The sequence below is a fragment of the Hyphomonas sp. genome, assembly GCF_046313735.1.
Taxonomy (GTDB): domain Bacteria; phylum Pseudomonadota; class Alphaproteobacteria; order Caulobacterales; family Hyphomonadaceae; genus Hyphomonas.
Map to the genome: position 1 here is coordinate 54,647 of NZ_JBKBXW010000022.1, position 11,663 is coordinate 66,309.

Below are 11,663 nucleotides of genomic sequence, written 5' to 3' on the forward strand. Positions count from 1 at the left end.
CTTCCGCCAGCGCTCACCAGAGCCCTCTTACCAGAGCACGGGCGCCCCATATTGCAGGATCGCCGCATCATTGGTGACGAGGGCAAGCCCGTCCTCCAGCGCCGTGGCCACGATCAGCCGGTCGAACGGGTCGCGGTGATGCCGGGGCAGGCTGCCCGCCCGAAGCGCATGGCGGGCGGATATATCCAGCTCATGGAAGCCCGCCCCGGCGATCGTCTCTCGCCAGCTGCCAACCAGCGCTTCGGCTTCCGGAAACTTGCCCAGCATGAATTTCAGCGACACCTCATAGGCCGATGCCGCGCTGACATGAACGTCCGCATCCGGATCGGCGATGGCTTTTCTGGCCTTTTGCGACAGTCTCTGCCCACCCTCCAGCCACCAGACCAGTGCGTGCGTGTCCAGCAGCAGCCTCATGTGTCTTCCGGGAAGCCGTCATATCCTGGCGGCAGCGGGTCAAAGAACGCATCGGACAGCTTCAGCTTACCCTGCAGCATCCCCGGCACGCGCGGTTTCTTCTTCACCGGGTTCACCGCCTGCAGGCGCGCCACCTCGACATCGCCGCGGCAGATCACGATCTCCTCACCCTCCTCGACCGCGCGCAGCAGGCGGGAAAGGTGCGTCTTCGCTTCATGAACGGTGACCTTGCGCATAGCAAATTGCTTAGCTAAGTCACATGACTAAGTCAACCTTCCCGCAACATTCCCCAACGCCAGCGCTTCGCATTCCCGCGCGCCCGCGCTAGATCAGAGCCCATGCCCAAGGACACGACCCCGCAGGAACTCTTCAAGGCCGCCCTCGCCGCCACCGCCAAGGCGATGAGCTCCGAGCGCGAGCTGGAAGTCGGCTTCGGCCCGGATGTCGGCGACCAGGGCACGCGCCTCGTCCTGCGCCCGCCGCCGGTGGAAGTCTCCGCCGAGATGGCCGCCCGCATCCGCGGCGAGGCTGACCAGCTTGCCCTGCGCCGCGCCCATCATGACGCCGCCGCCCATCTCGCCGGCCGCCCGCAGGGCGACCTGCAGCGCCGCGTCTATGAGGCGGCTGAAACCGCCCGCATCGAAAGCCTCGGCGCCAATGCCATGGCAGGCACCGCCGGCAATCTCGATGCCGTGCTCGATCATCGCTGCCGCTCCACCAATTTCGGCGCGGGCTCGGAAGACCCTGACGCTGTCCTCGCCCCCGCGCTCGAATTCCTGCTGCGCGAGCGCCTCACCGGCCGTCCGCTGCCCGAAAGCGCGCGCCGCGTCGCCGATGTCTGGCGCACACGCGTCGATGCCCATACCGACGCGCTCGACAGCCTCCTCCGCCAGCTGCACGACCAGGCAGAGTTCGGCCGTACCATCCGCTCGATCATCCGGGACCTGACGGCCTCCGATATGCCGGGCGAAGACGCCGAAGCCGAAGACAGCGCCGAAACCGAAGAACAGGAAGACCAGCAGAACCAGTCCGGCGACGATGATACGTCCACGGAAGAACAGATGGGCGCCTCGGCCGAGCAGATGGAGGCCGGCGAGACCGACGATCTCGACGGCGAGGAAGCCAATGTCACGGTCGATCAGGAAGCTGATCTCGATGCGGACGATACCCCCGACGATACGGAGGAGGGGACAAAGCCGCTCCGCCCCAACTACCAGCCGGGCGACGACCGCGACCGGTTCGTCTACAATGTCTTCACCCGCGCCCATGACGAGATCGCCCACGCGCCGGACCTGTGCGACAGTGAGGAACTCACCCGCCTGCGCGCCTATCTCGACCACCAGCTGCAGGGCCTGCAGGGCGCCGTCTCCAAGCTCGCCAACCGGCTCCAGCGCCGCCTGATGGCGCAGCAGAGCCGCTCCTGGAGCTTCGACCTTGAAGAAGGCGTCCTCGATACCGCGCGCCTCACCCGCGTCATCACCGATCCCACCGCGCCCCTCTCCTTCAAGCAGGAAGACGACACCAAGTTCCGCGACACCGTCGTCACGCTGCTGCTCGACAATTCCGGCTCCATGCGCGGCCGTCCGATCATGGTCGCCGCTCTGTGTGCGGACATTCTCGCCCGCACGCTGGAACGCTGCGCGGTGAAAACCGAAATCCTCGGATTCACGACGCGCGCCTGGAAAGGCGGCCTCAGCCGCGAGGACTGGGTCAAGGGTGGCAAGCCGCAGGCGCCCGGCCGCCTGAATGATATCCGCCACATCATCTACAAACAGGCCGACGCCCCTTGGCGCCGCGCCCGCCGCAATCTCGGCCTGATGATGCGCGAGGGCCTGTTGAAGGAGAATATCGACGGCGAAGCGCTTCTCTGGGCGCATGACCGGCTGCTGGCCCGGCCCGAACAGCGCAAGATCCTGATGGTCATTTCCGATGGGGCGCCGGTCGACGATTCCACGCTCAACGTCAATGTCGGCAATTATCTTGAACGCCACCTCCGCCAGGTGATCGAGGAGATCGAGACCCGCTCCCCGGTGGAGCTCATCGCCATCGGCATCGGCCATGATGTCACGCGCTATTACAAGCGCGCGGTCACCATCGTGGACGCCGAACAGCTCGGCGGCGCCATGACCGAACAGCTCGCCTCCCTCTTCGATGACAACGCGCCCAACCCCAAGGCCATGGCCATCCCTCCGCTCACGGACAGAACCGTCCGCGGCGCCGTCTCCGGCAGCGCCTCCGGCGCCCCCAGCTACGGCCGCAAGGTCACAACAGGCAGGGACGTAAAGACGACAACGCTGCAGGCGGTGAAGAAGAAGAGTTGAAGCCCGCAACGATCGGTTTCTCTCCCGCCCCTTCCGCCTTATTGAAATCCCTGCGCCAGAAACACCAGAAGAGGAACGCCGCCCATGCCCCGCTTCACCCTCCACGGAATGTGGCCGTCGGGCCCGACCTACAAGGTCGGCCTCATGCTGCGGCTGACCAACACCCCGCATGACTACGAACATGTCGACCTGCGCGCCGGCGCCCACAAGGCCGACGCCTTTCTCGCCAAGAACCGCTATGGGCAGGTGCCGGTGCTGGAGGATCACCAGACCGATATCTGCCTCTGCCAGTCCTCGGTGATCCTCGATTATCTCGCCGATGAGACCGGCCAGTTCGGCGGCGCCGGGCGCGCCGAGCGCCTGCGCGCCCGCGAATGGCAGCTCTGGGGCGCCGGCCAGCTGACCACCGGCATCTACCGGACCCGCGCGCTGAAACTCGGCTTCTTCAAATTCCCCGACCAGGTCGCCGAAGCCAACCTTCAGGCCGCCCTCGGCGCGCTGAAGGAGCTTGACGGCCTTATCGGCGCCAGCGGCTGGCTCGTCGGCGGCGGCGCCACGATTGCCGACCTCGATATCTACGGCATCGCGGCCTATGCCGGCCAGGCGCAGATCGACCTGCACTCCTTCGGCCATGTCCGCAAATGGATGGCGCGCGTCGAGGCGCTCCCCGGCTTCAAGGGCCCGCTGGACTGCCTTCCCCAATCCAGCGTCAAGGCGCCATGATCACCGGCCTCGACCATCTCGTCCTCCTCTGTCCGGAGATTGCCTCCGGCACGGCGGTCTATGAAAAACTCCTCGGCCGCAAGGCGGACTGGCGGGCGGATGTAGACGGCGGCGGCGCCTCCGCGCTGTTCCGGCTCGGCAATACGGCCCTCGAACTCCTCGCCCCCTCCGGCGAAGGCCCGCTCGCGGCACGCCTCGGCGAGCTCATCGAGGCAAACGGCCCCGGCCTCACCACGCTCGCCTTCGCCAGCGACGCCATCGGCGAGGATCACACCACCTTCACCCGCCGCGGCCTCAATCCCGGGGAGATCACCGAAGGCCACTCCCGCCACGCCGAGACTGGCGCCGCCCGCACCTGGCAACGCTTCCGCATCCCGGATGAAAACACGGGCGGCCTCAAGCTCTTCATCGTCCAGCCGGGGGAGGGCGCCCTGACACCTGAGCCCTGCGCCGCCGATGCCGTCCACAGCCTCGACCATGCCGTCATAAACACCGCCGCGCCGGACCGCACCCTCGCCCTCTATGGCGCAAAACTCGGCCTTCGCCTCGCGCTCGACCGCACGAACCCGGACTGGGGCGTCCGCCTGATCTTCTTCCGCACAGGCGGCCTGACAATCGAGATCGCCCACCGCCTCTCAGAGGCCCAAGATCCCGCCCGCCCGGACACATTCTGGGGCCTCACCTGGGCAGTCAAAGACATCGCCGCCGCCCAAGCCCGCCTCGCCGCCGCCGGGTTTGATGTCTCCGAAGTGCGCAAGGGCCGCAAGCCCGGCAGCCAGGTCTTCACAGTCCGCAACGGCACCCTGAACGTGCCCACCCTGTTCATCGCGCACGAGCCGGGCTAGAACGCCGCCCATGAAACCCTTCACCCGCCTCGATGGAACCGCCGCGCCGCTGATGGACAAGGGTAAGCCCATGTCCAATGTCGACACCGACATGATCATCCCCAAACAGTTCCTGAAGACGACCGAGCGCACCGGTCTCGCCAAGGGGCTGTTCTACGAGCTGAAAACAAGGGCCGATGGCTCGCCGGACCCCGATTTCGTGCTGAACCGGCCCCAATACGCCAAGGCCAGCATTCTGATCGCTGGCGAGAATTTCGGCTGCGGCTCCTCGCGCGAACACGCCCCTTGGGCGCTGGCGGATCAGGGCATCACCTGCATCATCGCGCCGTCCTTTGCCGACATCTTCCACAACAACTGCTACAAGAACGGCATCCTGCCCGTGCGCCTGCCGGCTGACATCTGCGAGCGTCTCGCCGCAGAGGCCGGCGGCCCCAACCACATCTTCTCGATCGACCTTGAAGCCCAGACCGTCACCACCCCGTCCGGCGAAGTGCTCGCCTTTGAGGTTGATCCCGGCCGCAAGTCAAACCTCATCGCCGGCCTTGACGAGATTGGCGCCTCGCTGACCGCCGCACCGGAGATCGACGCCTTTGAGGAGAAACGCCGCCTCACCACGCCCTGGCTGGTGCCGTCTGTTTGACCGGCCCTTTGCGCCATTGCCTGCGGTCGTGATGAATCGCGCGTCAGCGCCCGCGCCTGCTGCGGCCATTGCGATAATAAAGGTTGCGCAGGGCGCCGCTGCTTTCTAGGACTCGGTGCATAATGCCCGTTCTCCCTCCCAGACAGGACCTCTGCCCATGAACCGTGTTTCGTTCGCCCTGCCGCTCGTGGCGGTTGCAATCCTCGGCGCTTGCGCTGGTACGCCGAAAGACTTGGCGGCCGGTGAAACGCGGGAATGCCGCCGCATCGAAGTCACGGGCTCCAAGCTCGCCAAGCGCGATTGCCGCACGGCCACCGACTGGGCGAAGTATGATGAGGAACAGGCATTGGTGAATTCGGAAAGCATTATCACCAACCAGCGCGGCGCTGACCCCTACACTATGTGACCTGTTGGTCTCGCGCCGGATTTCGGATAAGGCCCCCGTCTGTGATCCAGTAGTCCGGGGCCCCCGATGAAACAGACCCTCCTCCTCCTGCCCGGTGACGGGATCGGCCCGGAAGTCTGCGCCGAGGCGCGGCGCGTTGCCGAAGCCCTCGTGCCCGATATCCTCATCGAGGAAGGCCTCGTCGGCGGCGCTAGCCTCGACGCGCACGGCGTGCCGCTGACAGAGGAAACCCTCACCCGCGCCCGGCAGGCGAGTGCGGTCCTCCTCGGCGCGGTCGGCGGTCCCAAATGGGCAGCCGCCGCGCGCGACAAGCGCCCCGAAGCCGGTCTCCTGTCCCTGCGCAAGGGGATGGATGTGTTCGCAAACCTGCGCCCGGCCTACTGTTTCCCCGCCCTCGCCGAAGCCTCCAGCCTGAAGCCGGACCGGGTCGAGGGCCTCGATCTGATGATCGTCCGGGAACTGACGGGCGGGGTCTATTTCGGCACGCCGCGCGGCATCGACGAGGCCGGCGGCCTGCGCCGGGGCTATGACACCGCCATCTACACCCATCCGGAAGTCGAGCGCATCGCCCGCACCGCCTTCGAGGTCGCGCGCGGCCGAAAGGCCCGCGTCTGCTCGGTCGAAAAATCCAATGTCATGGAATCCGGCCTCTTCTGGCGCCAGGAGGTCACCCTCGCCCATGCCGAATTCGGCGGCGGTGTGGAGCTCACTCATATGTATGCCGATGCCTGCGCGATGGAGCTCGTGCGCCAGCCCAAACAGTTCGATGTCATCCTCGCCGACAATCTCTTCGGCGACCTCATCTCGGACGAGGCCGCGATGCTGACCGGCTCCATCGGCATGCTGCCGTCCGCCTCGCTCGGCGCGCCCGGTATGCCCGGCCTGTTCGAGCCCGTGCACGGCTCGGCGCCGGATATCGCAGGGCAGGGCATCGCCAATCCCTGCGCCGCCATCCTGTCGCTCGAAATGGCGCTGCGCTGGTCGCTCGGCAAGGAGAAGGCCGCCGATGCCCTCTTCGCTGCCGTCGGCAAGGCCCTCGACCGGGGCGCCCGCACCCGCGACCTCGGCGGTGCCCTCACCACACCCCAGATGACCGACGCCATCCTCGCCGCGCTCTAGGGCCGAAGGCCCCTCCTGACCGGAACGGAAGGCTCATCCTGAGCGGCGTCGAAGGATGGGCCGTGCCGCAACCGTCTGCCTTTGGACAAGCCCCCCGCCTTGTGACATTCTGCCGGCAAAACACTGCCCGGGAGGAACACCATGTCATACGCCGCAGGCCGGCTCATCCATGATGCCGACAGCCACCTCATGGAGATGACCGACGTTCTCGATCCATATTTCGAGAAACGCCTGCTCGCCCGCTATCACGACCTGCCCATCTACAAATGGAAGCACTCCCACGCCCACTGGATGAATGAGGAGCGCGCCCGGCACGAGGACGCCGCCTATCGCGCCGCGGCCGGCGACGCGATCCTCCTGAAAAAGAACTATGAAGCCCTCGGCAGCTTCCGCCGCGAGGACCGCCCCGCCGCGCTCGACCGGCTGGGCTTTGCCAGCCAGCTTGTCTTCACCACCTTCTGTCTCGGCAATTTCGGCCTCGACCAGTCAGACGATATGGAGCTCTGCTACGCCGCCGCCGACGCGCATAACCGTATGATCACGGACTTTTGCGCGATAGACCGCCGCCTCCTCGCCGTCGCCTATGTCCCGCTGGAGGATTTTCAGAGGGCGGAGGAAACCACCCGCCTCGCCATCCGCCTGGGCGCCAGGGCAATCATGGTCCCGTCGCTCTGCCCGCAGCATCATTCGCCCAGCCATATCGGCCTCGATCCTGTCTGGCGCCTCGCCGAAGAGGCGGGCCTGCCCATCCTCCTGCATGTCGGCGGCGAGGAGAAGCTCAACCCCGTCTACAAGGAAAACGGCTTGCCGCCGGTGAAGGACTTCCATGGCGGCGACGACAATTTCACCTCCGTCTCCTACATGCCCATCCCGCAATCAGCGATGCAGACCCTCGCCACCCTGATCTTCGACGGCGTGTTCGACCGGTTCCCGAAGCTGAAATGGGGCGCGATCGAGCTTGGTGCGTCCTGGGTGCCCGGATGGATGCGTTCGATGGATTCGGCCGCCCACGCCTTCCTGCGCAATGAGGACCGCCTGCAGAAACTCTCCGCGCGCCCCTCCGAAATCGTCCGCCGCAGTTTCCGCGCCGCGCCCTATCCGCACGAAGACGCCGGCTGGATCATCCGAAATGCGGGCGACGAGATCTGCCTTTTTTCCTCCGACTACCCCCATGTCGAAGGCGGCCGAAACCCGCTCAAACGCTTCGATGAAACCCTCGCCGGCTGCACCCCGACCCAGATCGCAGGCTTCTACTCGGAAAACTTCATCGACCTGATGGGCGAAGGCCTCGCGGCAGATTTGCGGCGGCCGGATATGAAACAGAGCGCCTAGCTGTAATCCGCAATCCGGCTCAGCAGCGCCCCGCGGAACTCGAAAAAGCTCGCCCCGCGTACTTTCACGGTTTCGCCGGCTTTCACCCCGTTCGGCAGGTCGACGGCCGCGCGGCCCTCGAACTCGATCTCGGCGGCGGCCTTGCCGCTGCCGGTAACGAGGCTGATCAGCCGCTGGCGGCGATAGGAGAAGGCATTGCCGGACACTTCCGCCACCTGACGCATCATCGGCTTGCCTTCCAGGCGCATCGAATGGCCGGTGTTGGAGATGTTCTCGAACACGACATCATCGGTCACATGGCGCAGCATCGCGTCGATATCGCGCTCATTATAGGCTGAAATATAGTTGCGGATGATCTCATCCAGCATGGCCCGCCGCCTCCGCCGCCCCGAAAGCGGGTTACCTGCCTGACAGGGGCGAATTGCACAACCCGCTTTCAGCCGCGCCCGGTTTAGGCCATAAGGCCCGAAACCTGATCAGAGGAGAGTATCATGGGCACGCGGATTGCGGTTGTCGGCGCCACAGGAAATGTCGGGCGGGAACTCCTCAACATTCTGGACGAGCGTCTCTTCCCCGCCGACGAAGTGTATGCCGTCGCCTCGCGCCGCTCCATCGGCAAGGAAGTCTCCTATGGCGACCGCACGCTGAAATGCCACGACCTTGAACAGTTCGACTTTTCCAAGGTCGATCTCGTCCTGATGTCGGCCGGCGGCTCGATATCCAAGGTCTGGTCGCCGAAGATTGCGGCCGCCGGCGCCATCGTCATCGACAATTCCTCCCAATGGCGGATGGACCCCGATGTCCCCCTCGTCGTGCCGGAAGTGAACGCCGACGCTGTGCTGGACTATGAGAAGAAGCGCATCATCGCCAATCCCAACTGCTCCACCGCCCAGCTCGTCGTCGCGCTGAAGCCGATCCATGACGCGGTCGGCATCAAGCGCGTCGTCGTCGCCACCTACCAGTCCGTCTCCGGCAAGGGGAAGGACGCGATGGACGAGCTCTGGAACCAGACCCGCGGCGTTTTCGTCAATGACGAGCCCGAGCCCCAGGTCTTCACCAAGGAGATCGCCTTCAACCTCATCCCCCATATCGATGTGTTCATGGACGATGGATACACGAAGGAAGAGTGGAAGATGCGGGTGGAGACCAAGAAGATCCTCGACCCCACGGTCGAGCTTGTCGCCACCTGCGTGCGCGTGCCGGTCTTCGTCAGCCATTCCGAGGCCGTCCATATCGAAACCATCGGCCATATGACGGCGGATGAATGCCGCGCCCTGCTGCGCGAGAGCCCCGGCCTGATGGTCGTCGATGATCCCAAGGAAGAGCTCTACATCACGCCGAAGGAAGCCGTCGGCGAATGGGCCACCTATATCAGCCGCATCCGCAATGACCCCACAGTCGAAAACGGCCTCGCCTTCTGGTGCGTCTCGGACAACCTCCGCAAAGGCGCCGCCCTCAACGCGGTCCAGATCGCCGAGGAACTGCTGAACCGCGGCATCATCAAACCCGAAACCGCGATGGCGAAAGCCTGAGACGGGCGCGCACAATACCCCTCTCCCATGAAATGGGAGAGGCTGCGAAGGATATGCATTTGCCTTGCAAATGCCCTGAGCAGGCCCGCCGCCGAAGGCGGTGGGAGGTGAGGGCCTAAAGCGACGAAAAATCCACCACCTCGAACCCATGCCCCGTCGCCTCCACAAAGCGCCGGAAATCGCCCTGCGAAATCGCTGTCGTCCCGGTATTCACGAGCGGATGGAAATTCACCGTCTCCGCCCCCGCCAGCACTGCGTCCACCAGGAAGCGCACCCGCCCGCGCGTGTCGTTCATCAGCGCAAACGCCGTCACCGATCCCGGCACCACGCCCAGCACCTCGCCCATCAGCTCCGCCGGCCCGAAAGACAATCGCTTCGTGCCGATCCGCTTGTGCAGCTGGTTCAGCCGCAGCGCATTATGCGCCTCCGCCGCAATCAGGATCAGCGCCCCGTCCCCATCCTTCAGGAACAGGTTCTTGGTATTCGCCCCCGGCATGTCCGCCTTCAGCGCGGCCGACTGTTCCACCGTGAACATCGCCTCATGCCAGACGGTCGAATGCGCAATGCCGAGCGCATCGAGATAGGCGAACAGGTCTTCAGGGCTTGCGGTCATGGCCCCCCTTGGGCCAAGACTTGCCTGTCCCGTCAAGCACTTCAGGCCCAGACGCTCATGCACCTCGATTGCTACAAGATCTATGATGTCGCCCCGGACATCGTCCCCGGCCGGTCCGACCGGGAGTGGATGGACGCCTTTGTCGACCGCCACCCCTATCGTTGCCTGCCGCTGACGATGGCCAATTCCACCGGCTGGGAAATCCTCTGCCCCATGGACATCAAGATCCAGTGGAATGGCGGCCCCCGCAATGAAGACATCCGCCTGCTGACGACCGGCGACCCCAGCGCCATCGCCAGCTTCGCCGACAGCCATTTCATGCGCGGCATCGTCACCTTCCATACCGGCCACCTCTTCCGCACCCCGCCCGGCTGGGGCGTCTGGGTCACCGGCCCGCCCAACTGGCCGAAGGATGGCATCGCGCCGCTCACCGGCCTCGTCGAGACAGACTGGCTGCCCTTTCCCTTCACCATGAACTGGCAGATGACCCGCCCCGGCGAAGTCGTCTTCAGGAAGGGCGAACCCTTCGCCTTCCTCACCCTGATGGAACACAAACGCCTCGAGGAGATCCAGCCGCAGCGCAGGCTGCTGCGCAAGAATGCCGAGCTCGTGAAGGAATACGAAGCCTGGCGCGACAGCCGCGCCGACTTCAACACCCGCCTGAAAGGCGGCGAGCAAACCGCGATGAAGGAACGCTGGCAACGCCACTACATGCGCGGCGAAAAACCCACCGGCGACAAAGCCGAAACCCACCAGACCAAACGCCGCCTCAAACCCCCGAAGGACGTGTAAGGTCGCTATCCCACGCGCCCACTTCTTCTCCCCTGCGAAGCGGGGGAGGTGCCCGAAGGGCGGAGGCGGCTTCGAGGGACCAGAAATCGCACTGCGATTTCCCCGAGAAGGCCAGCCGCCGGAACGGCTGCTGGCATCCCAACGCACACCCCCCGTCATCCCGGAATTTGCGAAGCAAATATCCGGGACCCGACACGCCCCAATCCCTGTCAGACGCCTTCTATGTGGCAGCGAAAAGGAACTTAAGTATCTCTTCTACCCACTGGTTCCCTTTGCGGTGGAATCAAGCATGAATCAAAGTATGCAAAACTTGAGGCATAAACCGCTCAATGAGTGGACAGTGGCAAACCTGAACCAGATTGTTGCAGAGCAATGGTCTGAAGACGTGACGTTTGAAATAAAAGAGGCTTTGCCGCTAAGCAATGGGGCAAAGGGCTGGGCCGCTACGTCAAAGCTCCACGCCAGCGAAAGAGATGGGATCGCCAAGGAAGTTGTGGCGTTCGCAAATACGCGCGGAGGAATATTGGTCGTCGGTATTGAAGAATCCGATTATGCGCCAAAGCGAGCACAACGACTGGCGACAGAAATTCCGAATGTAGCTGAATTGGCCGACCGGCTTTCACAAGCATTGAATGCATCAATCGACCCGCCTCTAAGAGGGTTGCAGGTTCAGGCTATTCCTGTGACCGGCCCCGCTGGGTTCCTTGTGATAAAGGTGCCGCTGTCCAACTTAGCGCCACACGGATTCGGGACTCCTGCGCTATCGTACGTCAGAAAGCAGGACAGGTCCGAGCCAATGAGCATGAGTGAACCTCCCCGGGTTTACCGGAGGCTCCTTTTCTTGAGAGATTGGAGCCATGACAGAGCAGAGAAGACAGGGGCGGTATTCGCCTGAGGTGCGTGAGCGCGCCGTAAGAATGGTTGAG

13 protein-coding genes and 2 pseudogenes are annotated in these 11,663 nt (G+C 64.5%); 11 read left to right on the top strand and 4 right to left on the bottom strand.

Going from position 1 to position 11,663, the window contains the following annotated elements; genetic code table 11:
• Window positions 1-27: 27 nt before the first annotated feature.
• Window positions 28-414, bottom strand: coding sequence for a type II toxin-antitoxin system VapC family toxin (locus tag ACK4SV_RS11830; RefSeq protein WP_409918038.1), 387 nt, complete (start codon window positions 412-414; stop codon window positions 28-30).
• Here ACK4SV_RS11830 and ACK4SV_RS11835 point away from each other — a divergent pair.
• Window positions 369-491 (top strand): annotated as a pseudogene (locus ACK4SV_RS11835) (hypothetical protein); the annotation flags it as partial. The gene ACK4SV_RS11830 and the pseudogene ACK4SV_RS11835 overlap by 46 nt on opposite strands.
• A gap of 48 nt (window positions 492-539) precedes the next feature.
• Here the strand turns inward: ACK4SV_RS11835 and ACK4SV_RS11840 are convergent.
• Window positions 540-650: pseudogene (locus ACK4SV_RS11840) on the bottom strand (type II toxin-antitoxin system Phd/YefM family antitoxin); the annotation flags it as partial.
• A gap of 102 nt (window positions 651-752) precedes the next feature.
• Between ACK4SV_RS11840 and cobT the strand changes: the two are divergent.
• The 7 genes from cobT (at window position 753) to ACK4SV_RS11875 (ending at window position 7,800) form a co-directional block, all read left to right on the top strand.
• On the top strand, window positions 753-2,735 hold the full coding sequence (gene cobT, locus ACK4SV_RS11845; RefSeq protein ID WP_409918039.1) for a cobaltochelatase subunit CobT: 1,983 nt from the start codon (window positions 753-755) through the stop codon (window positions 2,733-2,735).
• Between the two features lie 84 nt (window positions 2,736-2,819).
• The gene (locus tag ACK4SV_RS11850; RefSeq protein ID WP_409918040.1) at window positions 2,820-3,458 is read left to right on the top strand and encodes a glutathione S-transferase family protein; all 639 of its coding nucleotides are present in this window, start codon (window positions 2,820-2,822) and stop codon (window positions 3,456-3,458) included.
• On the top strand, window positions 3,455-4,303 hold the full coding sequence (locus ACK4SV_RS11855; protein ID WP_409918041.1) for a VOC family protein: 849 nt from the start codon (window positions 3,455-3,457) through the stop codon (window positions 4,301-4,303). The genes ACK4SV_RS11850 and ACK4SV_RS11855 overlap by 4 nt, the downstream gene beginning before the upstream one ends.
• A gap of 10 nt (window positions 4,304-4,313) precedes the next feature.
• The gene (gene leuD / locus ACK4SV_RS11860; RefSeq protein WP_409918042.1) at window positions 4,314-4,943 is read left to right on the top strand and encodes a 3-isopropylmalate dehydratase small subunit; all 630 of its coding nucleotides are present in this window, start codon (window positions 4,314-4,316) and stop codon (window positions 4,941-4,943) included.
• A 157-nt stretch (window positions 4,944-5,100) separates the two neighbouring features.
• On the top strand, window positions 5,101-5,349 hold the full coding sequence (locus tag ACK4SV_RS11865; protein WP_409918043.1) for a hypothetical protein: 249 nt from the start codon (window positions 5,101-5,103) through the stop codon (window positions 5,347-5,349).
• 66 nt (window positions 5,350-5,415) lie between these two features.
• The gene (gene leuB / locus ACK4SV_RS11870; protein WP_409918044.1) at window positions 5,416-6,468 is read left to right on the top strand and encodes a 3-isopropylmalate dehydrogenase; all 1,053 of its coding nucleotides are present in this window, start codon (window positions 5,416-5,418) and stop codon (window positions 6,466-6,468) included.
• A 141-nt stretch (window positions 6,469-6,609) separates the two neighbouring features.
• On the top strand, window positions 6,610-7,800 hold the full coding sequence (locus ACK4SV_RS11875; protein WP_409918045.1) for an amidohydrolase family protein: 1,191 nt from the start codon (window positions 6,610-6,612) through the stop codon (window positions 7,798-7,800).
• Here the strand turns inward: ACK4SV_RS11875 and ACK4SV_RS11880 are convergent.
• Complete coding sequence (locus tag ACK4SV_RS11880; RefSeq protein ID WP_409918046.1) at window positions 7,797-8,168, bottom strand: nuclear transport factor 2 family protein; 372 nt, start codon at window positions 8,166-8,168, stop codon at window positions 7,797-7,799. The two genes, ACK4SV_RS11875 and ACK4SV_RS11880, sit on opposite strands and share 4 nt — an antisense overlap.
• A 123-nt stretch (window positions 8,169-8,291) precedes the next feature.
• Here ACK4SV_RS11880 and ACK4SV_RS11885 point away from each other — a divergent pair, with 123 nt between their 5' ends.
• Window positions 8,292-9,332 (top strand): aspartate-semialdehyde dehydrogenase, encoded by a 1,041-nt coding sequence (locus ACK4SV_RS11885; RefSeq protein WP_409918047.1) that lies wholly within the window; start codon window positions 8,292-8,294, stop codon window positions 9,330-9,332.
• 115 nt (window positions 9,333-9,447) lie between these two features.
• Here the strand turns inward: ACK4SV_RS11885 and ACK4SV_RS11890 are convergent, their stop codons facing one another.
• Window positions 9,448-9,945, bottom strand: coding sequence for a prolyl-tRNA synthetase associated domain-containing protein (locus ACK4SV_RS11890; protein WP_409918048.1), 498 nt, complete (start codon window positions 9,943-9,945; stop codon window positions 9,448-9,450).
• 57 nt (window positions 9,946-10,002) lie between these two features.
• On the opposite strand from ACK4SV_RS11890, the gene ACK4SV_RS11895 reads away from it, so the two are divergent.
• The gene (locus tag ACK4SV_RS11895) at window positions 10,003-10,737 is read left to right on the top strand and encodes a DUF6065 family protein (protein ID WP_409918049.1); all 735 of its coding nucleotides are present in this window, start codon (window positions 10,003-10,005) and stop codon (window positions 10,735-10,737) included.
• A gap of 289 nt (window positions 10,738-11,026) precedes the next feature.
• Window positions 11,027-11,632, top strand: coding sequence for a helix-turn-helix domain-containing protein (locus ACK4SV_RS11900; protein ID WP_409918050.1), 606 nt, complete (start codon window positions 11,027-11,029; stop codon window positions 11,630-11,632).
• Window positions 11,633-11,663 lie beyond the last annotated feature (31 nt).

Coding starts and splice junctions, on each gene's coding strand:
- ACK4SV_RS11855 (WP_409918041.1), top strand. CDS start 3,455: ATGATCACCGGCCTCGACCATCTCGTCCTCCTCTGTCCGGAGATTGCC.
- leuB (WP_409918044.1), top strand. CDS start 5,416: ATGAAACAGACCCTCCTCCTCCTGCCCGGTGACGGGATCGGCCCGGAA.
- ACK4SV_RS11880 (WP_409918046.1), bottom strand. CDS start 8,168: ATGCTGGATGAGATCATCCGCAACTATATTTCAGCCTATAATGAGCGC.
- ACK4SV_RS11850 (WP_409918040.1), top strand. CDS start 2,820: ATGCCCCGCTTCACCCTCCACGGAATGTGGCCGTCGGGCCCGACCTAC.
- ACK4SV_RS11890 (WP_409918048.1), bottom strand. CDS start 9,945: ATGACCGCAAGCCCTGAAGACCTGTTCGCCTATCTCGATGCGCTCGGC.
- ACK4SV_RS11895 (WP_409918049.1), top strand. CDS start 10,003: ATGCACCTCGATTGCTACAAGATCTATGATGTCGCCCCGGACATCGTC.
- ACK4SV_RS11885 (WP_409918047.1), top strand. CDS start 8,292: ATGGGCACGCGGATTGCGGTTGTCGGCGCCACAGGAAATGTCGGGCGG.
- leuD (WP_409918042.1), top strand. CDS start 4,314: ATGAAACCCTTCACCCGCCTCGATGGAACCGCCGCGCCGCTGATGGAC.
- ACK4SV_RS11865 (WP_409918043.1), top strand. CDS start 5,101: ATGAACCGTGTTTCGTTCGCCCTGCCGCTCGTGGCGGTTGCAATCCTC.
- ACK4SV_RS11900 (WP_409918050.1), top strand. CDS start 11,027: ATGAATCAAAGTATGCAAAACTTGAGGCATAAACCGCTCAATGAGTGG.
- ACK4SV_RS11830 (WP_409918038.1), bottom strand. CDS start 414: ATGAGGCTGCTGCTGGACACGCACGCACTGGTCTGGTGGCTGGAGGGT.
- ACK4SV_RS11875 (WP_409918045.1), top strand. CDS start 6,610: ATGTCATACGCCGCAGGCCGGCTCATCCATGATGCCGACAGCCACCTC.
- cobT (WP_409918039.1), top strand. CDS start 753: ATGCCCAAGGACACGACCCCGCAGGAACTCTTCAAGGCCGCCCTCGCC.